Below are 20,525 nucleotides of genomic sequence, written 5' to 3'. Positions count from 1 at the left end.
GTTCTCCTCTCATTCTCAAAAAGAAATAAAGGATCGTTAAGCGCGATCCTTCACTTACCTTTCAATTATATCCGAAAGGAACCCAAATGAACATACTTGAAAACAAATGAACGTAGTTAGGCCGTCGTCTCCGCCCGGTTCTTTCCTTTGTCCGACTCGCCGGCGTTGCGGTTCGCCGCTTCGCGGTCGAGCTGCATCTCCTCGACGGTTTTCACTTTGATGCGCGCTGCGCCCTCATTCGCCCGTGTCGGAATGAGGTTGCCGGCCGCCATGCGCGCCTTCGCCTCGGCAATCGCCGCCGTGTATTGCGGCAGCCATTTCTCACCGGCAATGAGCATCTCGTCGACCATTTGCCAAATCTCTTTCGGGTTGCACACCGCGCCTACGAGCGGGTCCATCATGAACGCCTGGCGCAGCAGCTTGTCGTCGCCATGGACGGCCGCTTCGACCGCCAGCCGCTGCACGGAGATGCTGACGTTGCACACGGCAGCAGGGCCGAGCGGTAGATCGCCGACAAGCGGCATCGAGATGCCATTGCGGTCGACATAGCCAGGTGCTTCAATGATGCTGTCCGCTGGCAGGTTTGAGATGACGCCGCGGTTGACCACATTGAAATGCCCGCGGTACACGCGGCCGGTCTCCAGCCCTTCGATGATGTACGAACCGTGCTCATCGCTTCTGCGGTCCGGCGCATAAACCATCGCCGGATCTTTCATCCAGTTCGGGAAATCCGTCTCGAACCAGCTGCGCCCTTCCGTGCAAACGCGCAAATAGCCGCCGGTTTCGCCGTTGATCCAGGAGCCGAGATCGATCCAGTCCTGGATCTCGCTTGCTCTTTTGCGGTACCACGGCACATACTCGCTCAGATGGCCGTTCGACTCCGTGCTGTAATAGCCAAAACGGCGCAGCATGTCGATGCGGACTTTCTCCGTGCGCGCGTAGTCCTCGTGCTTTTCGAACGCTTCCAGCAGACCTGCGGTCAGATCCTGGCCGTTATGCTTCGCTTGAATGTACCACGTCTGATGGTTGATGCCTGCACAGATGATGTCCACATCTTCACGTTCCAAGCCGTACACGTCGGCAATCTGCTTATGCCCGTGCTGCACGCCATGGCACAGCCCGATTGTGCGAACGCCGCCGTACTTGTTGCACGCCCACGTTAGCATCGCCATCGGATTCGCGTAGTTCAGCAGCGTCACATCCGGACGTGCCATCTCGCGGATGTCCGCGCAGATGTTCAGCATTTCCGCGATGCCGCGCTGTCCGTACATGATACCGCCGGCGCACAGCGTGTCACCCACGCATTGGTCGACTCCATACTTCAGCGGGATGTCCACATCTGTCGCGAACGCCTCCAGCCCGCCAACGCGAATCGTACAAATCACATATTTGGCATCCTTGAGCGCTGCCTTGCGGTCTGTCGTCGATTGAATCTGAATCGCGAGTCCATTCTCACGAATATCGCGCTGGCACAATTCCGTGACCATCTCCAGATTGTGCTCGTTAATGTCTGTAAAAGTAACCTCCATCTGCGAAAACTCAGGGACGGACAGCAAATCCCCTAACAGTTTGCGCGTAAAACCGATGCTACCTGCTCCAATGAATGCTACCTTGAAATTGCTCATTATTCTCGTCCTCCCGCTTGAATGATCTTCATCGTCATTGTATCAGTGTAAGCGGGGAAACCGTTATCAAAATCCTCACCACTATCTCATCATTTTGTCAAAAATTCTAACTTCTATCTGGGGACGATCAATTTGTGCGTGTTCATGGAGTTGCGGTATTCCGCAGGCGTCTGGTTCGTATGCGCCTTGAACAGCATGTGAAAATATTGCCGGCTGCCAATGCCGACATAATCGCAGATCTCCGCGATCGGGACGTCGGTTTCCAGCAAGAGCATGCACGCTTTCTCCATGCGCAGCGCCGTCAAGTACGCCATCATCGTCTGGCCCGTCACTTTTTTGAAAATGCGCTGCAAATAGCCCGGATGCAGGCTCACGGCTTGTGCAATGTCTTTGACCTGCATGTCGCGGTCATAATTTTGCTGCATATACGCCATACTTTGTTTGACATAGTAGTCGCTTGGCTCGGAAGCGCCCTGCCTTGTCTCTTCCCGCAGTCTGGCGATGCGGACCAGCAATTGAACAAACAGCAGTTGAACAAGCATCCCGCTGCGGCCGGCGCCTTTGTCGAGCTCGAGCACAAGGCTCTTCATGACGTGGTACACCTCGTCCGGATCGCGCAGCACCAAATAAGACTCCGTTTCCTTCAAAAAAGCCGCCACTACCTCCTCCGCCATGGCCAACTGGAGAATGGACGGCAGCGCGCCGCTATGAGGCACGTAGCGGAATTCAACGTTCAGCATGCGGCACGGCCCCGCTTCGCCGACAAGCAGCCGGTGTGGCACGGTCGCATCCAGCACGATGAATTCCCCTTTTTTCAGCGTCACGCTGTCAGTCTGGCGGGAGGAAAGCTGAAGCTCTACGTCGCAGATCCCGTCAATGACATACATAATTTCTGCGGATTCGTGCGTATGAAAAGGCATTTGAAACCCTTGCCACTGTTTAAAATAGTACGCCACCACTTGCGGCTGAACGTGCTCCGCCGTCAAGCGGGCGGGAAATAATCCATGTGCGTCAGGCATGCGATTCCGTCCTTTCCAAATAAGCCGTCTACCGCCATTGTAAGCCGGACGCAGGCAAAAGAAAATCCCTCCCGGGATCAGGAGGGACTCGCCTTACTCGTCGCGGTCTCGCGTCGAGAATGCCTTTTTCACATTATCCATGATTTCCTCGACCGCTTCGCTGACCAAATCAGTGGGCGTGGTAGCCTCATCTTCCGGCTTCGTAGGAATCGTATCTTGGCAAACATGATCGAAGTAATGGCTTTTGTCCATCGGGCAGACCCTCCTATCGAAATGTAAAGCTGCATTCGTTTCCTTGTTGTTTGCGTAATCGCCCGTGTTTATGCACGTTGGTGACGGCAGCAGGAAATCCCTCTTGCCTAAACGCGAGAGTTGGAGTAAATTAAACCTATATGAACCCATATCAACACAAATAAACCTATTGTGAAAAAGGAGACCTCATCCATGGATATTCGTTACGCGTCCCACCCGAATGAAGTTAAACAGTTCGACACTGAACGTCTGCAATCCGAGTTTCAAATCAGCTCGCTTTTCAAAGAAAATGAAGTCACGCTCGTTTACTCTCACGTAGACCGTTTCATCATCGGCGGCGTTGTGCCAACGACGCAAACGGTGCAACTGCAAAGCGATCGTAAAAATATGGCTGCCGACTACTTCCTGGAGCGCCGCGAAATCGGCATCATCAACATCGGCGCGCGCGGTACGATTACCGTTGACGGCACAGCTTACACCATGGACAGCAAAGACTGCATCTACATCGGCCTTGGCTCCAAAGAAATTACATTCGCGAGCGACAACGCTTCCGAGCCTGCAAAATTCTATTTCAACTCCACGCCTGCACACAAAACGTACCCAACGGTGAAAGCCGCGATCAGCGAAGCGACGCCTGCACACCTGGGCAGCATCAATACGTCCAATGAGCGTACGATCTACAAATACATCCACCTTGACGGCATTCAAAGCTGCCAGCTCGTTATGGGCATGACGCTCTTGAAACCAGGCAACATGTGGAACACCATGCCAAGCCATACGCACAACCGTCGTTCCGAAGTGTACCTGTACTTCGATATGCCGGAAGATGCGGTTGTTTTCCACATGATGGGCGAGCCACAGCAAACACGCCATATCGTGATGCGCAATGAGCAAGCGGTTATCTCCCCTAGCTGGTCCATCCACAGCGGTGTAGGTACAAACAATTACACATTCATCTGGGGTATGGCGGGCGAAAACCAAATGTTCGACGACATGGACGCCGTCGCGATGAAAGACCTGAAATAATCGGTCTTCCGGGCCAAAGAATGGATGATAGCCGATGAATCCTTTGCGCCGATACGAAACGATCATGGAGGTGCTGCTCGCTCAGAAGGAAGTTACCGTGAGCGAGCTTAGCGAACGCCTGGCCGTTACCGGCAAAACGATTCGCGAAGATTTGGCCAAGCTGGAAGAAAAGGGCCTGCTCGTCCGCATTCATGGCGGCGCGATGCTGGCCCAAAGCGACCAGCTTGGCATTCTTTCTGCGAAGGCGCCTAACGTCAAGCATACCGACAAAAAATCGGAAATAGCTAGCCTGGCGCTCCGTTACATTCAGCCGCGGGACATCATCGCCCTCGACAGCGGCAGCACCACGCTTGAAATCGCCCGGCGGCTCGACAATCAGCCGCTGACGGTGGTGACGAACGATCTTTTTATCATCTCTGAGCTCGTGCATAAAGATGAAATCCGATTGGTCGTGCCCGGCGGATCCCGTTTGCGGAACATGCTGACCGGACCGGAAGCCGTCGATTACGTGAAAGGGCTCAATATTCAAAAAGCCTTCCTCTCGGCGACCGGCGTTCATCTGCAGCACGGATTTACAATTTATACAAGCGATCTCGTGGAGTACAAACGCGCCTTAATCGGGTCCAGCGCGACCGTGTATGGGGTTGTCGATCATTACAAATTCGGCCAGTGCGCTTTGCGAACGTTCGCTTCGCTGTCCGAAATGGCGATGATTCTGACCGACAGCGGTCTCTCCGATGAAACCGCGCAAAGCTTCCGGGACGCAGGCATCGATATTGTCACTCATTAGGGGAAAAGGGGTACGTTATGACATTATTTAATCTTGCAGGTAAAACAGCACTCGTAACCGGCGCATCCGGCGGACTCGGTCAAGGCATGGCGATCGGACTAGCGGAAGCCGGCGCAAACGTCATTGCCGTTTCTTCCTCCGAAAGCGTTCAAACCGTTGAAGCAATTCGCGCACTTGGCGGCAAAGCCGAGCTGATCGCGGCTGATCTGAGCAATGAAGATGTACTCGAAGATGTAGTGAACCGCGCCATTGGTTTCTATGGCAGCGTCGACATTCTCGTGAACAACGCGGGCATTATCCGCCGCACGCCGGCAGTTGACCACGGGCGCCAAGACTGGCACGATGTCATCGACCTCAACCTCAACTCGGCGTTCTTCCTCTGCCAGTTGGTTGGCCGTCATATGATTGAGCGCGGCAGCGGCAAAATCATCAACATCGCGTCCATGCTGACGTACCAAGGCGGCATTAACGTGCCTGGCTACACCGCGAGCAAGCACGCGATTGCCGGTGTAACCAAAGCGCTGGCGAACGAATGGGCTGGCAAAGGCGTTCAAATCAATGCCATCGCACCAGGCTATATGACAACGAACAACACGGCGCCAATCTTGAAGGACGAAGCTCGTACGAAATCCATTACCGAACGTATTCCGGCAGGCCGTTGGGGCTCTCCTGAGGACTTGAAAGGTCCGGTGGTGTTCCTGGCTTCCCAGGCTTCCGATTACATGAACGGCCACGTGCTTTGCGTGGACGGCGGATGGATGGCGCGCTAATGGGATTCGGCACACTGGCTCATACCGTTGGCTGCCTGCCTCTGGCGGCGCTCACCGACAAACTGCGCAATCGCCCGATCGACTTCGTGCAATTGGCGCTGAGCAAAGCGATCGCCGACATCGACACGAGTCTCGGGCGCTTGAGCCCAGGGCTCGCGAGCCATATCGGCGAGCAATTTGATCGCGCCGGGCTGCGCATCGGCGTGCTCGGCTGCTACATCAATCCGGTCAATCCGGATGCGCAGCAGCGCCGCTATGAGATTGATCGTTTCAAAGAGCATCTGCGCTACGCGCGCGATTTCGGCACGTCGATTGTCGCTACAGAAACCGGCGACCTCACGACGTATCGCGGGCAAGATCCCGAACGCTACGAGGAAATCGGCTGGAACGTTTGCCGCGAGACGTTCGAAGAGCTCGCTGAGGAAGCGGAGCGTTGGGGCGTAACCATCGGTCTGGAGCCGGTCTTCACCCACACCCTTTCCTCGACAGAGAAAATGGCCCGCATCCTGGACGAAATTCCGTCCAGCACGCTCGGCGTTGTGTTCGATCCGGTGAACCTGCTGCCGCCAACGGAAGTCGATAAGCAGGAAGCGTTCCTCGATCACGCGCTGGCTACTTTCGGATCGCGCATCGTGCTTGCGCATTTGAAGGACTTTGTCGTCGAAGACGGCCGGGTGAACGCCGTTCGCTCGGGCAACGGCCGCTTCGTGACGAAGACGTTCCTCGAGAAGCTGCACGCAGTGAAGCCTTTGGTCGATGTGTCCCTCGAGCAGTTGGATGACACGACGCTGGACAGCACGGTGCAGTACGTAAGATCACTGCGATAAAAATAAAGGTGTCCCCTGAGCCATTTCCTATGGCTTGGGGGACACCTTTTTGCTGTTGCTGGCCTGCTCAACTGGCAGATGCCCAGCTTATGCACGATATGGTCTTGTCAGCTAGTCGACAATGACGGGCTTGGCGGGGTCCTTTGAATACTCGAACATCAGCTGGATTTGCTTCTCCGTGTTCCGCTCCAAAGACAGTGGCGGGAGATTGTCCTCGGCGAAAAATGCCACTTCGCTCGTCTCCAACCCGCCCCCGGCTTGCCCACCGACAATCTCGCACAGAATAAAAATTTTGTAAATATGATAAGGTTCCGGCGGGTGGTTGTGAAACTTTTTATCTAGCACCGCAAGCAGCCGCACGGGCTTTACTTCGAATCCCGCTTCCTCTTTGACTTCCTTCACGGCAATTTCGGAAGGCGAGTAGCCAATGTCCGCCCACCCGCCGGGCATCGACCAGGCGCCGTCGATTTTTTCTCTAACGAGGAGAATCTGCCCTTCGCGAAAAACAACACCGCGCACGTCTACCTTCGGCGTCGCATAGCCTTCGTCGCTGGCGAAGGTGAGCTTGATTTTATCCCGGGACTCAAAGGTGTACGCCTCCATCATCTCGACGCTCATCTCCCGCAGCTCTTCAAAACGCTCCCGATCATAGACGTCCCTGGAATACGTTAATCCGCTTTGCGCAATCGCCTGAATTTGTTTCGCCCAGCGCAGCCAATTCGGCTGGCTAAGATCATCGGATGAATTGAGATTCATGGCGTATCCTCCCGGACTACAGATTAGAGCCTGACCCATTTAGGGCCTTGCCATGTATGAATATAATACCATGTTTCGCCGGTCGGAGACGCCCAACTTCGTGAAGCGGTCACCGTTTGCAGGGAGAACGTCATTGCCCCCTGGACATTCTGAGGGCCCCAGTCCTTCGGGATATACGGTTGGTCGAGCGCGACAGACGTCTCCGTCAAATCAATGCGGACGAGCTCTTCTTTGACGCCAAGTTTGGCATCGTGTGCCAACTCACCGGTCAGTTGAGACGAAATTTCCATCGCCGGGCTAACCCACTTGCCGTTCCCGTTACTGTCGATAAAAAAGTACCAGTCGCTGATTTGCCCAATTGTCTGGATATGCTGCGGCTGGAGCACTTGCTCAGTGTCTGCGTTATAGCCATATGCGAACGGCCCATCAGACGCATGGAACGAAACGGGCATGTCCAATACCTTCGTCGAAGGTTCAACTTTTTCTACGCCCAAACCATACCGACCATCTTGCGGAACCCATCGTTCTCCCAGCGAAGTCTGCACTTTGTACCAGATACTCGGAGGAACCATCCCCTCTTGATGGGTGTACTTGGCAAGCGGCTTCAACAGCCCGGCTTCGATCTTGGGCTCATCCGCTAACGGCTTCTCGAACGGATACTGATAAACCGGCCGTTCCGAGTTGATAGGGACGCTGCCTTCAACCGGGACGCCTTGATATTTTTCGGCATAAGAAAACGGTCTGACCCATTTATCGCCTAGCCACGAAGTATGGATCAAGAACCAGGAATTCGTATTGCGGCAAGGCGTGTACGGGTCGCAATCGGGAATGGACGCAATCGCTTGAACCTGCTGCGGGCTCAGCGCATAAGCACTCTCCGCTCTGGGCGCATCCCAAATCGGTGTTTCCGCATCCAACAACGTAATCGGCTGCTCCTTGTATGCCAATTTCCCTAACTTATATGCGCCTTCTTCCAGGTTGATCCATACTGTACCGAGCCATGTCTCGATGGGCAATTTATCCGCTGTGACGAGCCCCATCAGATTGTCTCCGTACGAGCGGGAAATCTGGACGGATTGCAGCGCGCTCAAAGCGCCGATGGCCTGTCCTGACGTCGTCTCTTGGCTGGGATACAGCTTAAAGCTATCAATCAGCGTGATGTAAGGCATCGGGTCCTGCATGTCCGAATCTGCATAAGTGCGGCTCGGCGCCGGAGTAAACAACATCGCGGCAAGCGCGAGAGCGGCGATACTTTTTTTCACAGTAAACGTTCCTTTCTATGGGGGCGTGATGTCTAAACGTGAGATAGACTAACCTTACAACGAACTCTCTTATTCTACCATAATAGGAAAAGAAAAGAGACTATTCACCAAAACTTCATGGTGCATAGCCCCTAATCGCTGCCTCAACGTTTGATATCCGCTTCCACGAGCACGTGAAACGCTTCGCCCACATGCTGCTGAAGCGCCTGCAAGGCGGCAACGCCTACGGCAATATCGTCGTCTCCTGCGCCACCGCTCACGCCGACGCCGCCGATCACTTCCCCGTTCACGACGATCGGAAAGCCCCCGACGAAAATCGTAAACTTCCCCGGCATCATCGCATGGATGCCGAACGCTTCGCCGCCCACCGCCGCAGGCCCGCCCGGCTGATTGAACAGATGCGTCGAGCGCCGATGGCCGCTCGCCGTAAACGCCTTGGCCATGGCCAGCTCCGGGCTCGTATTCCGAGCCCCGTCCATGCGCTCCATGGCCAGCACATAGCCGCCGTCGTCGACGATGCAGATCGTCTCGGCGGCGCCGAGCGCTTGAGCGGCCGCTATGCCGCCCGCGATCATCGCTCTCGCTTCCGCAAGCTCGAGCTTCAAAACAGATTTCATCAAGATGTCCTCCCTCAGCGCTTAGCGAACACATTCTGGGTAATGCCCTTTTCATATGTATGGGCTGAGCGGCAGGATATGTCGAATGGACACCAAAGACGGTGAAAAAAATACAGCCTATGTAATTGTGCTGAGAAATACAGCGATTCATTGACGTATCAACAAGTTCATCAAAGCGCTTGAAACATGCTAATCTTCAGGACTCCTCGTTTCCAATGTCTTCGCATCCGTCCTGAGCATACAGCAGAGACAATAAGAAGCCTGCAAAAAGGCAGGCTTCTTCGTATTTTCCTTGGCTAAGCGGACTAATTCCTGCAAATGTGCATCTTTTCCGCTCGGAATTTCTACTATTGGCAAAATCGCACGGAAAGCCTGCTTTTTCGCAGGATTTTCCGTTTTTGCCGCTTTTCGAGCGAGATTCCTGCCTTTTTGCAGGAATCTCCTCGCGCTGGGCTCCCGCTAGCGGCGCCGACCGAGCACTGGCAACTGGCAATTGACAACCAGCAGCTGGCAGCCGTCTGCCCCTACAACCCGAACGCCTGCGCCAGCAGGCGGTACGACTTCAGCCTCGCCTCCACGTTGTGGATCGGCGAGACGACCATGATCTCATCGGCCTGGTACGCCTCGTTCAGCGCCAGAATCTGCGCCTTCACGCTGTCAGGCGTGCCGACAATGCGCTGATGCTGTCTGCCGCGGATCAGCGCGTAGTCATTCACCGTGTACGGATAATGCTTCGCCGTGTCCACGGACGGAAAGAACGGCAGCAGCCGGCCTTGCCCCAGCGACAAGAAAAACAGATCCGTGCTCAGCGCCAGCTCATTCGCCTCTTCCTCCGTGTCCGCGCAGATCGCGAGCACGGCGGCCAAGGAATACGGCTTCTCATTCAGACTCGAAGCCGTAAAATGCTCCCGGTAAATGCGCAGCGCTTCCGCGCAATCCGCATTACCGAAAAACTGCGCGAACCCGAACGCGGTGCCCTGTTCGGCCGCAAGCCGGGCGCTGTCGTACGAGGAGCCCAGCAGCCAAATCTCCGGCGCCGTCGGAATGATCGGCGCCGCATGCAGGCCCGGGAAGCGGTGTCCCGCGGGCTGCGTATCGTGCAAGTACCCGGTCAGGTCGGCCACCTGCTGCGGGTACTGATCCACGACATTCACGTACTTGCCTTCCTGCAGCGCACGTGTCGAAATCGGCATGCCGCCCGGCGCGCGCCCTAGACCGACGTCGATCCGGCCCGGGTGCAGCGCCTCCAGCAGGCGGAAGTTCTCCGCCACCTTATACGCGCTGTAATGCGGCAGCATAATGCCGCCCGAGCCCACGCGGATGCGCTCCGTTAATGCCGCGACGTGCGCGATCAGCACCTCCGGGCTCGAATGCGCGAGCGCCTGCGAAGCGTGGTGCTCCGACATCCAAAAGCGCGTGTAGCCGAGCTTCTCGGCTTCCTGCGCGAGCGCTGTCGTCTCCGCCAGCGTCTGGGCCGCATCGCGGCCTTCTCCTATTTGCGATTGGTCAAGAACCCCCAATTTTAACATGCAGCTTCACCTCCCCCTAACTGTAACACAAATAGAAACAGAATAGCAAAGGAGGAAAAATCGACAACATTTTTACCGCCAAAACTAGACAATCTCTCTCAATTTACACCTCTATCAAACTTGCCGAATTCATGCTATTTTAGACTATACACCCAAGCAGAAGGAGAGATTGTCATGAGAACGATCTATGAAAATTACCGGGGCTTTAAAATCAATAAGGACGACAACAGCTACACGGCCATTCATTCCAACTGCATTATTATGAACCAATCGCCGCTCAGCCAAGTGCTGGATACGATTGATTCCTATATTGATTCCCAGTTGAACGCCCTCCAAGCGGACGAGTCTGCCAGTTATCCGCAGAGCTAATATAAGCTTAGCCGCCCCAACACCAAATGGCAGCGCCCTCTCCAGGGTACGCTGCCGCTTCTCTTATTTCAATTCACTCTCATCCTCAATCGCCGGAATCACAATCACCGCCCGGACGCCCTGCGCCTCCCGCTGCTCGTAATGCAGGCCGTAGCCTGCGCCAAAGTGCAGCTCAATCCGCTTTTGCACATTAATCATGCCATAGCCTTTGCTGCTCTCCCGGCCTTCCAGTACGCTGTTCAGCCGCCCCACATCGATAGGCCTGTAGCCGTTGTCCTCGACGCGAATGACCAAACGGCCCCCTTCCACGTTCACTTTGATCCACAGCTGCCCGTCCTGGTCCATTTGCTTGATGCCGTGCAGGATCGCATTCTCGATGATCGGCTGCAGCAAGACCTTCGGCACGATGTATTTCTTCGCTTCCTCATCCACTTCCCAGTGCACCTGGAACGCATACTCATACCGGAACAGCTGCAGCCGGACGTAAGCTTCCGCGTGGTTGATCTCCTCCATCACCGGAATGAGCAGCTTGCCTTTGCTGAGGCCGATCCGCATGATCAGCGACAGGTCCTTGATCATCTCCGCCGATTCATTTGCCCCTTCCATAAGCGTATGCCAATACACTGATTCCAGCGTGTTGTACAGCAAATGCGGGTTGATCTGCGCGTGCAGAATCGACAGCTCCACTTCCTTATTTTTCAGCTCCAGCTCGTATTGATCGTAGATCGTCTGGTTGAGGCGGTTCGTCATCCGGATAAAATGGTTGCTGAGCAGCACGATTTCATTCTTGCTCTCGGCGTGCAGCGAAATGCCTAAAGGCCTTCCGGGATGGTACGAGTTCGTGATGCGCGCCAGCCGCGAGATCGGCTTCAGAATCGACTGAATGAAATACATGCTCGCCAGAATCAAAATGAAAAAATACCCGAACATAATCCAGTGTACAAGCCGCTGGACCAAAATATGGTCGCGGATGATCGACTGCACCGGCACCCGCATCACAAGCCGTGTATTCGTCGCCTCGCTCGTATGAATGACCGACATCATTTCGATGCTGCCCTCCTGATGCCGGAACACGCCCTCCACCTGATCGGCCGGCACATTAGCCTTCGCTCCGATCGCATACGCCGGCGTATTCGTCGCGATCACCGTGTTGCTGTCATCGAGCAGCAGCACCTGCGCTTCCTCGTACTTGCGGAACGGCTCGAAATCGCTCTGCAGCGGCATCTCGATCCCGGACACGACCAAATAGCCGATAACCGATTCGCCGTTATAAATGCTGTTCAGCTGCCGCATATACGCAACGGTCTGCACGCCGGACGAATTAAAGCCGAATTTGTCGATGACGCGGATGATGCCCTTCCCTTTGGCACCGCTCACCTCCTTGAACCACGGCAGCTCATCCAGATTCGTGGAGTAGAAGACGCCGCTTTTCAGCAAATCGGGGTTCGGAACGAAGGAATACAATTGATTGCGGTCTGAAAAAAACAGCGAGTACGTGATGGCATTATTCGAATAATTGCTTAAATATTTATCTAGTGCTTTAAACACTTCAAAGCGCTCATACTCCGAAGAGGACGAGATGTTGTTGAGTTGCTGAATCTCCTGCGAGATCATGATTTTTTCGGTCTTTTCGTCAAAATCGCTGCTTTCGCGGTCCAGCGTCAGGTGGCTGCCCTCCACGAGCTGCAAAAGTGCGCTGCCGACCTGCACTTCTGTAATCGTTTCCAATTTCTTAGCAACGCCAAGGTCAAGCACAAGAATCGGAATCACGACGAATACAATCAGCAGCAGGATGAGCTTTTTCATCAGATTCATGTTTTGAAGCATTTTTCGCATGGGAGTAACCGCCCTTTATCAATTCGCTAATGAGAGTTAAATTCGCCGCCGTTCCCGTTACTCCTCTACGCGTCTACCCGCTGGGCCAACCATCACCGCTGCAGCGCAAAAAGCGCCGTCAGAACAGCATTCTGATCAGCGCTTGACGCCTACCCCTTGACGCTCGAAACCGAGAGGCCGCGGATGATGAATTTTTGGAAAATGAGGAAGAACACCACCGGTGGCAGCATCGCCATCGTCAGTACAGCAAAGCGGACGCTCCAGGGAATGACCGAGTTCTGATACACGACGTAGCGGTATATTCCTGTTGCAATCGGGTACATGCTTTTTTCGGTCATGACGATGTTCGGCCAGTAGAAATCGTTCCACGTTGTCGAGAACGACAGCATGAGCAGCGTTCCGATAATCGGCGTCGACAACGGCACGGCGATCGTGAGAAACGACTTGAATTCGCTGGCGCCGTCGATGCGGGCCGCTTCCAGAATTTCTTTGTGAATGCCGTCAAAAAAGTTTTTGAGCAGCAGCATGTAATACGCGTTGGCCGCAGCTGGCAGCCAGAACGCCCAGTACGTGTTGATCAGCCCCAGGCTTTTCAAATTTAGGAAGTTGGGCACGATATAGCTCGCCGGCGGAATGAGCAGCGTGGAGAAGAAGAACAGCGTCACCCACCTTTTCAGCGGGATGTGCAAATGCGACAGCGCAAAGGCAGCAAGCCCGAGAAAAAGCAGCGAAAATACCGTATTGCCGAGGTAGATAAAGAGTGTATTTTTAAGAAACGTAAATAACGGCAGGTCGAAGGCATGGAAAGCATCGTCATAATTTTGCCAGATCCAGTGCTTCGGGAAAAAGGTCGGAGGGAATGTGAAGAACTCCTCGCGTGTCTTGAGCGATCCGAAAAATGTATTTAGAAACGGATAAATCATCGTAACGGCGACGGCGACAATCACCAGCACCATCCCGGTGTAGCCGATTTTTACCGTACTTTTTTTGAAATCATAGAGCGAAATGATCCCGCGATCCTCTTGCTTCATGTCCGTTCACTCCTACGCTGCATGATATTGTAGACCACGGATAACAGAATGAGCACAAAGAACATCAAACTGCCCATCGCGCTCGCTTTGCCGAAGTCCAAATCGCGGAACGCCGTGTGGTTCAACCAGAGTAAATAGGTCAGTGTTGCATTGTTCGGACCGCCGTCCGTCATCGAAAGCTGGGCTTGAAACCCTTGCGACGTCGTGATAACCTGCAGCAGCAAAAGGAGCAGCATCAGTGTCTTGATACTTGGCAGGGTGATGTAGCGAATGCGCTGCCAGACAGAGGCGCCGTCGATTTCAGCCGCTTCGTACCAGTCCTTCGGGATACTGACGATGGCAGCAATGTAGATCAGCGTAGCGCTGCCGAAGCTTTGCCATGTCTCCATGAAGACGATGGAGGGCATCGCCAGATGCGGCGAGAAGAAGGAAAGCTGCGGAAGGCCAAGCGATTGTAAGAACGAGTTAATCGGCCCCACCGCGTCGAAAAACCACATCCACATACCGTAGAGCACGATGGCAGGAACGGCGCTGGGCAAGTAGCTGACAATGCGCGCCGCACCTTGGAACCAGCGAAGCTCGGACACGGCGATCGCGACAAGCGGCGGCACCCAGAAACCAATGACAATGCCGAGGCCGATGTAGAGCAGCGTATTTTTAATCGATGTCAGTAGCAGACTGTCCTTGAGCACAGAGACGTAATTGGCGAGCCCTGTGAAATGATTCCCGCCAACGAAGTCAACCGTGTAGAAACTGTAAAAAATGCCTTTTACAATCGGCACCCATAAAAAGATCAGAAACAAAATCACTTCCGGCAAAATGAACAGCGTCCCCCACACATACGGGTTTCGTCTCTTCTTGAGGCCTCTGGCGGCAACAGCCGGTTCTGCGCGAAGCTCCGCATTCATTCGTAACACTCCCTTATGAAATCGGATCTGGCCGCTGAGGGCTTAGAGACTGCGAGGAAAATGAAGTGTGGCTCTTTTCCTCGCAGTTCCCCAGATCCGAGGATTAATCCCTGAGGCTATTCAACCTTTACTTTGTCAAACACTTCGGTTTGCACTTTCGTGGACGTATCGGTGAGCAGCTTTTTCAGATCCACATCTTTGGTCGTGAACACTTTTTGAATGACGTTCGCCATTTCGGTGTAGAATTTTTGAGCTTCGTACTGCGCTTCCGGTTTGCCGTCCCACAGCGCTAGCAATTGCGGATCGTATTTAAACACGTTGTCGTACTTCGCCAGCAGGTCGGTGTACTTCTTACCGAAGTCCGAAGAATCTTTCCAGTAGTTGATCGGCTGCGGGATGTACACGCGGTTTTTCGTTTTGCGGTCTTCGATTTCTTTTTGTGTGGATTTCAGGAAGTCGTCGGTGAAGTACTCATCCACAATCCATTTGAACGCCATTTCCTGCTGGTCTTTGTCGCTCTTCGGATTGATGACGCGGTAGTTGCCGCCGAGCACGCCCGTATGCTTGCCGCCTTTGGTGAAGGAGGGCATTGGATACACGACGAGGTCGTCCTTGGAAATGCCGCCTTCGTTAATCGCTGTATCCGCTGCGTTGCCACTGCCGCACATGACCATCGCACCGCGTCCTTGCGCGAAGGCGTTCAGAGCATCGCCGTAACCGAGCGCCCAGTTTTGCGGGATCAGGTTTTCGTCTTTCAGCTTCTTATAGAATTGAAGCGCTTGCAATCCGGCGTCAGAGTCAAAGAGGGACACGACTTTGCCGTTATCCAGCTTTTGCACGTCACCGCCTGCGGCATAAAGGAAATTCGTCCAGTTCCAACCCGCTTCCGGCCCTTTGCCCATCGGAATAAAGCCTGCGATGCCTTTCGCCGGATCGTTGATTTTGCGCGCCGCATCCAGCAGATCGTCCCACGTCCAGTCCATCGGAGGCAGCGGAACGCCTTTTTCCTTGAACAGCTTCTTATTCAGCGTAATCGTCATGACGTACCCGTCAATCGGCACCCCGTATGTTCTGCCGTTTACGACGAAAGGCTTCGACAGCAGGTCGTTCATATCTTTGGCATGCTCCCAAGCGTTCATGGAATCGGTGATGTCGGCGATCCATTTCTTGTCGACCAGCACTTTGCCTTCCGTCGCGTATGTCGTATACTCAGTCGGCGCGCTGTTCGATGCCATTTTAATCCCGATTTCCAGGGGGTTGTACTGCCAATCATCCTTTTTGAACTCGACGTTCGGATATTTCGCTTTGAAGCGGGCAATCCGCTGATCGAGCTGGTCGTTCTTCTCCTTCTGATCAGCCTTGAAGCTTTCGGCGGTGATCGTTACTTTTTTGGCTGGAGCCGCAGTTGTTGTCCCCGTCGAAGCTGCCGTCGCTGCCGCATTCGGACTTACTGTGCTCGTCGTTGTCGTATTGGACCCGCAGCCGGCCAGTAGAACGGTCAATGCAACCGCCCCCGCACCCAAGGTAGATGCTTTTTTCATCTTCATCGTGTGGTTCCCCTTTCCAATCATTTCTCGCATTTGGTTGGTACATTTCTGATTATAGAGGGAGCCGCCCTAAACGACGATGTGTCGTGTTACGCTCTTCGTGTCACATATTACGGTCCTGCCGCTTGCTTCACATCCGAAATGTTCATCCCGAAATGTTTCTTGAACAGCTTGCTAAAATGCTCCGGCGACTCGTACCCGATGTCCTCCGATATCTCATATCGCCGTTTATCCGTCGTCAAAATGAGCCGCTTGCCCTCCTCCATCCGCAGCTTCGTCACGTAATCCCACAGATTGATGCCCATCACTTTTTTGAAAAGATAGCTGAGATAATTCGGGCTGAGATGCACGCTGTCTGCGATGTCCTGGAGCTTAAGTCCTTTCAAGCGAAAATGCTGCTCAATGTACAGCTTCGTCTCGTACACGATCCGGTGATTGGCTTCATCCACCTGCGTTTCAGTCATATTTGCCCGGTTCGCGCCGCCGCCAATGTCTTCGATGTAGAGCACGTAGTGATCCTGATGCTTCTCGCAGTACGCCAGACTCTCCATCGCCTCCCGGTACAGCACCGGCCACTCGGTCACACCCTCCCGGATGCGAGAAATCCCGAACTGGCTCTTCACATGCAAGTAGCGCTGCAAATTCGTATGAATCATTTGCGCGATCATCTGCAGTTGATTGATGCTGGAAGAACCGCGCTTCTCCTCTTCCGTGAGTTGGAGCAGCAGCGTAAAGCGTGAATGATGATTGTCAAAAAGCAGATGCTGCCACTGGCCGGCCGTCTCCTCCACCACATTCATCGCCGCATATTTCAGCAGGCTGCGGTCTTTCAGGCTCAGGATCTCTTCATCGTTGCGCCCGCCTCGCTCCAACGCCAACTTAATCGTCATCATGCTGAAATGCGTCCCATTCATGCGATGGTCAAGCTGCTCCATGATCGAGGCCACTTCCGACGGCCGAATCGTACTCGTCATCAGCTCGTTCAAATAGTAGTTGATTTCATGCGACATATGCTTGGGCAGCGAACGGACGCCCTCGCCCTGCGAGAAGCGCTGCCCTTTCTCTTCTTTGTCTTTCAGGATTTTAGTGACGATCGCAATCAGGTGCGGCGGCGTAATCGGCTTGACCAAATACTCCTTCGCGCCAAAACGGATGGCCTTCTGCGCATACTCAAATTCACCGTGGGCCGATAAAATGACAACCGGAATGGACGGATCATGCGTAAAAATGTTCTCCATGAGCTCGATGCCGTTCATTTGATCCATTTGAATATCGGTGAACACGAGATCAATCTTTTCCAAGTGAATAAAATCCAGCGCTTCAAACCCGTTACTTGCGATAAACACTTCGTTAATCTCCAGCTTTGACTGCTTCAGAATCGCAGCCACACCTTTGCAAATCATCGGTTCGTCATCGACGACCAGAATGTTAACCATAATGCCACCTCGTTCTATTTGCTGCATCCCCTTCATTCTAGTCGGAAACGGCGGGGTTGAACATGATTTTTATTACGGATATTGTGTGGGATTGTTGGGGGAAGGGGGAGTTGGGTGGTGGTGGCGTGGGGTAGAAAACTAGCTAGCTGAGGACGGTGGCGTGGAGGCGGAAAGGTAGCTAATTGGTGGCGGTGGCGTAGGGTCGACAGTAGTTAGTTGGTGGGCGGTGGCGTAGGAAGGAAAAGTAACTGGGTGTGGGATGTAAATAAGAGTGGTTGACCGCTTCTATTTGCGCAAATTAGCCAGGTTCAGTCAAAATAAGCGTGGTAAACATCCTCTATCCGGGGTCAGCTGGGGCCCTACGAGAGTTTCGAGAGCAAATAAGCGTGGTTTACCACTCCTATCCGGCACCAACTATCCATTGGATCGACCGCTTGCAGAGTTAGCTAGGGCTGGCCCCTTCTAATTGCGCCATTTTGCCACTTTCCAGCGACTTAACTAGGGCCAAACCCTCTTAGCTCGCGATATTTGCCGCATTTCACGCACAAATTCCCAACTTAAGCAGGCCTAGCCCCTTCTAGCTGCTGCTATTTCGCCATTTTCGGACGAGCTAACTAGGGCCAGGCCCTCTTAGCTCGCTCACGATGCCACTTTTCACCAACAACCGGCCACCTACACCAACAAAAAAACACCCGCCCCCACATCTATCATGGGTAACGGGTGCCGATCAGCATCAGCTATTTCATTTGCTGCAACAAATTAACGCGGTACGCTTCGCTTTCGAGTCCTTGAATCTCCTTGTACTCCTCCTCGGTCAGCCTTCTCGGCTTGCCGACGGACTTCGCGATCAAATAAATTTTCGCGCTCTCTTCCATGACTTCGGTGCGGTAGTAGGCTTCGCGCAGGTTTTTGCCTGTGGTGACCAGCCCGTGGTTCTTCAAAAGCATCGAGCTGTAGCGATCTGCTTTCTCCGCCACCAAGTTCGCCAGCTTATCCGTTGTCGGCACGACATACGGCACGAACGCAACGTCGCCGACCAGCGCCGCTTGATCCGGGAACAGCATCGGCAGCTCGTCATCGACCAGCGTCAGCGCGATGCAATACGCCGGATGCGTGTGCACAATCGCCTTCATCGTCGGATTCACCCGATAGCAAAATAAATGCATCAACACTTCCGACGACGGACGGTACGTTGAATCCAAAATGTTCCCCGACGGAATATCCACAGGTACCCATTGGTCAGGCTCAATATCTTCGAGAGCAAAGCCGCTCGGCGACAAAAACATCGTATCCTCAAAGCGCGCCGAGATGTTGCCGCCAGGTCCTACTACTAGGCCTTTCGCGACGCTTTTGCGCGCATATTTCGTTAATTCCTCTCTCGTCTGTTGTTCCGACATGAGGTTTCAGCTCCTTACCGTTTTCTTCGCAATTACTTGTCTAAAATGCCCATACGCCTCTTCCCACTCATCCGTCGCCTCAGGCACATAGCGATCCGGCGGGAACGAGTCCATGACGGCCTGCCGAATCTCCGCGAGCGAACCGACCTCGCCGTGCGCCATCACCTGCATCATCAGGTTGCCGATGGCCGTCGCTTCAATCGGTCCAGCCACGACCGGCTTGCCAGTGGCGTTCGCCGTCAACTGGCACAGCAGTCGGTTCTGAATACCGCCGCCGACCATGTGCACAGTCGACAGTCTGCGCCCCGTCAGCTCCTCCAGTTCATCGAGCGTCTGCTTGAACTTCATCGCGAGGCTGTCAACGACGCAGCGGACGAGCGCTGCTTTGGTCTGCGGCACGGCCTGCCCGGTGTCCGCGCAGTACTTGCGGATGCGCTCCGGCATATTGCCGGGCGCGAGGAAAACCGGATCTTGCGTATCGATATAACTGCCGAGTCCCGGCTCCGCCTTCGCAAGATCTTGCATGTCCTGGTAGCTGAGGGATTCCCCCTCCAGCTCCCATTGGCGTTTGCAGGCCTGGAGCAGCCACAGGCCCATGATGTTTTTGAGGAGGCGGATCTTGTTCTCCGCGCCTCCTTCGTTCGTAAAGCCATACCGCAGGCTGGCCTCCGTCATGATGGGCTGGTCGATTTCGACGCCCATCAGGGACCACGTGCCGCAGGAGATAAAAGCATAATCCCCGGCCAAGGACGGGATGGACACCACCGCAGACGCCGTGTCATGCGACGGCGCCGCTACGATTGGCATCTCGCCGATGCCGAGCTCGGCGGCAATCTCCTTGCGCAAGGCACCCTGCTTCGTGCCCGGCATGACGATGTCCGGGAACAAGCTCGCCGGCAGCCCCAGCTTTTGCAACAGCGGCGCATCCCACGTTCTTGCCGCCGAATCGAGCAGCCCCGTCGTCGAAGCGATCGTGTACTCGGCCGAGCGCTCGCCGCTCAGGTAGAACCGGAACAGGTCCGGCATGAGCAGAAGCCCAGTGCCCTGCTCTGCCGGCAAACTGTCGTCCAATTGATCGGCATGCAATTGAAAAATCGTATTAAAAGATAATGGCTGTATCCCCGAACGACTGTACAGTTCCTCGGCCGGAATCGCCTGCAGCAGCGCATCCATCGCCGCCGCATTTCGAGCCTCGCGATAGTGATATGGATTGCCGAGCAGCTTTCCTTTTGCATTTACATAGCCGTAATCCACGCCCCATGTATCGATGGCAAGGGAATCGGGCGTACCGCTGCCATGCTGTTTATAAGCGAGAATGCCTTCCTTCATTTCATGGAACAGGCGGAGAAAATCCCAATACAAGCTGCCGTGAAGCTCCACCGGATCGTTGGAAAACCGATGAATCTCCTCCGCAGACAGCTTGACGCCATCCCACTTGCCGAGTATCGTTCTGCCGCTGCTTGCGCCAAAATCCACAGCCAGCATATTCAGCTGTCTTGTGCTCATGCTTGCTGCACCTCCATGCGCC

General features: G+C 54.3%; 19 protein-coding genes. 5 read left to right on the top strand and 14 right to left on the bottom strand.

Features of this window, described 5'->3' with window-relative positions; all coding sequences use genetic code 11:
• Positions 1-116: 116 nt before the first annotated feature.
• From ABE504_RS12425 to ABE504_RS12415, 3 genes are all read right to left on the bottom strand, one after another.
• Positions 117-1,625 carry an alpha-glucosidase/alpha-galactosidase gene (locus ABE504_RS12425; RefSeq protein ID WP_430088581.1) on the bottom strand — a complete coding sequence of 503 codons (1,509 nt, stop codon included), beginning with the start codon at positions 1,623-1,625 and terminating at the stop codon, positions 117-119.
• Between the two features lie 113 nt (positions 1,626-1,738).
• Entirely contained in the window at positions 1,739-2,644 is a 906-nt protein-coding gene (locus ABE504_RS12420) for an AraC family transcriptional regulator (RefSeq protein ID WP_430088580.1), read from the bottom strand.
• 93 nt (positions 2,645-2,737) lie between these two features.
• Positions 2,738-2,896, bottom strand: coding sequence for a hypothetical protein (locus ABE504_RS12415; protein WP_430088578.1), 159 nt, complete (start codon positions 2,894-2,896; stop codon positions 2,738-2,740).
• Positions 2,897-3,088: 192 nt separating this feature from the next.
• Here ABE504_RS12415 and kduI point away from each other — a divergent pair, with 192 nt between their 5' ends.
• Genes kduI through ABE504_RS12395 form a run of 4 tightly spaced genes read left to right on the top strand, consistent with a single transcriptional unit; the run spans position 3,089 to position 6,309 of the window.
• On the top strand, positions 3,089-3,922 hold the full coding sequence (gene kduI, locus ABE504_RS12410; protein WP_430088576.1) for a 5-dehydro-4-deoxy-D-glucuronate isomerase: 834 nt from the start codon (positions 3,089-3,091) through the stop codon (positions 3,920-3,922).
• 34 nt (positions 3,923-3,956) lie between these two features.
• Positions 3,957-4,712: a DeoR/GlpR family DNA-binding transcription regulator gene (locus tag ABE504_RS12405; RefSeq protein ID WP_430088574.1), complete on the top strand. Its 756-nt coding sequence runs from the start codon at positions 3,957-3,959 to the stop codon at positions 4,710-4,712.
• Between the two features lie 17 nt (positions 4,713-4,729).
• Positions 4,730-5,482, top strand: coding sequence for a 2-dehydro-3-deoxy-D-gluconate 5-dehydrogenase KduD (gene kduD / locus ABE504_RS12400; RefSeq protein ID WP_430088573.1), 753 nt, complete (start codon positions 4,730-4,732; stop codon positions 5,480-5,482).
• Positions 5,482-6,309, top strand: a complete 828-nt coding sequence (locus ABE504_RS12395) for a sugar phosphate isomerase/epimerase family protein (RefSeq protein WP_430088571.1) — start codon at positions 5,482-5,484, stop codon at positions 6,307-6,309. Before kduD ends, ABE504_RS12395 begins: the two co-directional genes overlap by 1 nt.
• A gap of 111 nt (positions 6,310-6,420) precedes the next feature.
• Here ABE504_RS12395 and ABE504_RS12390 read toward each other — a convergent pair whose 3' ends face one another.
• The 4 genes from ABE504_RS12390 to ABE504_RS12375 form a co-directional block, all read right to left on the bottom strand.
• Entirely contained in the window at positions 6,421-7,065 is a 645-nt protein-coding gene (locus ABE504_RS12390) for an NUDIX hydrolase (protein WP_430088569.1), read from the bottom strand.
• Positions 7,066-7,088: 23 nt separating this feature from the next.
• Positions 7,089-8,327: a hypothetical protein gene (locus ABE504_RS12385; RefSeq protein ID WP_430088567.1), complete on the bottom strand. Its 1,239-nt coding sequence runs from the start codon at positions 8,325-8,327 to the stop codon at positions 7,089-7,091.
• A 143-nt stretch (positions 8,328-8,470) separates the two neighbouring features.
• Entirely contained in the window at positions 8,471-8,944 is a 474-nt protein-coding gene (locus ABE504_RS12380; RefSeq protein WP_430088566.1) for a GlcG/HbpS family heme-binding protein, read from the bottom strand.
• Positions 8,945-9,468: 524 nt separating this feature from the next.
• Complete coding sequence (locus tag ABE504_RS12375; protein WP_430088564.1) at positions 9,469-10,473, bottom strand: LLM class flavin-dependent oxidoreductase; 1,005 nt, start codon at positions 10,471-10,473, stop codon at positions 9,469-9,471.
• A 174-nt stretch (positions 10,474-10,647) separates the two neighbouring features.
• Between ABE504_RS12375 and ABE504_RS12370 the strand changes: the two genes are divergently transcribed.
• The gene (locus ABE504_RS12370) at positions 10,648-10,842 is read left to right on the top strand and encodes a hypothetical protein (RefSeq protein WP_430088562.1); all 195 of its coding nucleotides are present in this window, start codon (positions 10,648-10,650) and stop codon (positions 10,840-10,842) included.
• 63 nt (positions 10,843-10,905) lie between these two features.
• Here the strand turns inward: ABE504_RS12370 and ABE504_RS12365 are convergent, their stop codons facing one another.
• The 7 genes from ABE504_RS12365 to ABE504_RS12335 form a co-directional block, all read right to left on the bottom strand.
• A complete protein-coding gene (locus ABE504_RS12365; RefSeq protein WP_430088560.1) occupies positions 10,906-12,678 on the bottom strand; it encodes a sensor histidine kinase in 1,773 nt (590 codons plus the stop codon).
• A gap of 149 nt (positions 12,679-12,827) precedes the next feature.
• Positions 12,828-13,709, bottom strand: coding sequence for a carbohydrate ABC transporter permease (locus tag ABE504_RS12360; RefSeq protein ID WP_430088558.1), 882 nt, complete (start codon positions 13,707-13,709; stop codon positions 12,828-12,830).
• Positions 13,706-14,617 carry a carbohydrate ABC transporter permease gene (locus ABE504_RS12355; protein WP_430088556.1) on the bottom strand — a complete coding sequence of 304 codons (912 nt, stop codon included), beginning with the start codon at positions 14,615-14,617 and terminating at the stop codon, positions 13,706-13,708. Before ABE504_RS12355 ends, ABE504_RS12360 begins: the two co-directional genes overlap by 4 nt.
• 116 nt (positions 14,618-14,733) lie before the next feature.
• The gene (locus ABE504_RS12350) at positions 14,734-16,164 is read right to left on the bottom strand and encodes an ABC transporter substrate-binding protein (protein ID WP_430088554.1); all 1,431 of its coding nucleotides are present in this window, start codon (positions 16,162-16,164) and stop codon (positions 14,734-14,736) included.
• A gap of 110 nt (positions 16,165-16,274) precedes the next feature.
• Entirely contained in the window at positions 16,275-17,600 is a 1,326-nt protein-coding gene (locus tag ABE504_RS12345) for a response regulator (RefSeq protein WP_430088553.1), read from the bottom strand.
• 737 nt (positions 17,601-18,337) lie between these two features.
• Positions 18,338-18,997: a class II aldolase/adducin family protein gene (locus ABE504_RS12340; protein WP_430088551.1), complete on the bottom strand. Its 660-nt coding sequence runs from the start codon at positions 18,995-18,997 to the stop codon at positions 18,338-18,340.
• A gap of 6 nt (positions 18,998-19,003) precedes the next feature.
• Complete coding sequence (locus ABE504_RS12335) at positions 19,004-20,503, bottom strand: rhamnulokinase (RefSeq protein ID WP_430088549.1); 1,500 nt, start codon at positions 20,501-20,503, stop codon at positions 19,004-19,006.
• Positions 20,504-20,525: the final 22 nt, after the last annotated feature.

The organism is Paenibacillus oryzisoli (assembly GCF_050467285.1).
Taxonomy (GTDB): Bacteria; Bacillota; Bacilli; order Paenibacillales; family NBRC-103111; genus Paenibacillus_E; species Paenibacillus_E oryzisoli_A.
Note: the sequence above shows the minus strand (reverse complement) of the source record. Positions and strands in the feature narration are given on the sequence as shown.

What these genes read in the sequence shown, in the direction of transcription:
- ABE504_RS12425 (WP_430088581.1), bottom strand. Translation starts at nt 1,625, where the DNA reads ATGAGCAATTTCAAGGTAGCATTCATTGGAGCAGGTAGCATCGGTTTT.
- ABE504_RS12420 (WP_430088580.1), bottom strand. Translation starts at nt 2,644, where the DNA reads ATGCCTGACGCACATGGATTATTTCCCGCCCGCTTGACGGCGGAGCAC.
- ABE504_RS12415 (WP_430088578.1), bottom strand. Translation starts at nt 2,896, where the DNA reads ATGGACAAAAGCCATTACTTCGATCATGTTTGCCAAGATACGATTCCT.
- kduI (WP_430088576.1), top strand. Translation starts at nt 3,089, where the DNA reads ATGGATATTCGTTACGCGTCCCACCCGAATGAAGTTAAACAGTTCGAC.
- ABE504_RS12405 (WP_430088574.1), top strand. Translation starts at nt 3,957, where the DNA reads ATGAATCCTTTGCGCCGATACGAAACGATCATGGAGGTGCTGCTCGCT.
- kduD (WP_430088573.1), top strand. Translation starts at nt 4,730, where the DNA reads ATGACATTATTTAATCTTGCAGGTAAAACAGCACTCGTAACCGGCGCA.
- ABE504_RS12395 (WP_430088571.1), top strand. Translation starts at nt 5,482, where the DNA reads ATGGGATTCGGCACACTGGCTCATACCGTTGGCTGCCTGCCTCTGGCG.
- ABE504_RS12390 (WP_430088569.1), bottom strand. Translation starts at nt 7,065, where the DNA reads ATGAATCTCAATTCATCCGATGATCTTAGCCAGCCGAATTGGCTGCGC.
- ABE504_RS12380 (WP_430088566.1), bottom strand. Translation starts at nt 8,944, where the DNA reads ATGAAATCTGTTTTGAAGCTCGAGCTTGCGGAAGCGAGAGCGATGATC.
- ABE504_RS12375 (WP_430088564.1), bottom strand. Translation starts at nt 10,473, where the DNA reads ATGTTAAAATTGGGGGTTCTTGACCAATCGCAAATAGGAGAAGGCCGC.
- ABE504_RS12370 (WP_430088562.1), top strand. Translation starts at nt 10,648, where the DNA reads ATGAGAACGATCTATGAAAATTACCGGGGCTTTAAAATCAATAAGGAC.
- ABE504_RS12365 (WP_430088560.1), bottom strand. Translation starts at nt 12,678, where the DNA reads ATGCGAAAAATGCTTCAAAACATGAATCTGATGAAAAAGCTCATCCTG.
- ABE504_RS12360 (WP_430088558.1), bottom strand. Translation starts at nt 13,709, where the DNA reads ATGAAGCAAGAGGATCGCGGGATCATTTCGCTCTATGATTTCAAAAAA.
- ABE504_RS12355 (WP_430088556.1), bottom strand. Translation starts at nt 14,617, where the DNA reads ATGAATGCGGAGCTTCGCGCAGAACCGGCTGTTGCCGCCAGAGGCCTC.
- ABE504_RS12350 (WP_430088554.1), bottom strand. Translation starts at nt 16,164, where the DNA reads ATGAAGATGAAAAAAGCATCTACCTTGGGTGCGGGGGCGGTTGCATTG.
- ABE504_RS12345 (WP_430088553.1), bottom strand. Translation starts at nt 17,600, where the DNA reads ATGGTTAACATTCTGGTCGTCGATGACGAACCGATGATTTGCAAAGGT.
- ABE504_RS12340 (WP_430088551.1), bottom strand. Translation starts at nt 18,997, where the DNA reads ATGTCGGAACAACAGACGAGAGAGGAATTAACGAAATATGCGCGCAAA.
- ABE504_RS12335 (WP_430088549.1), bottom strand. Translation starts at nt 20,503, where the DNA reads ATGAGCACAAGACAGCTGAATATGCTGGCTGTGGATTTTGGCGCAAGC.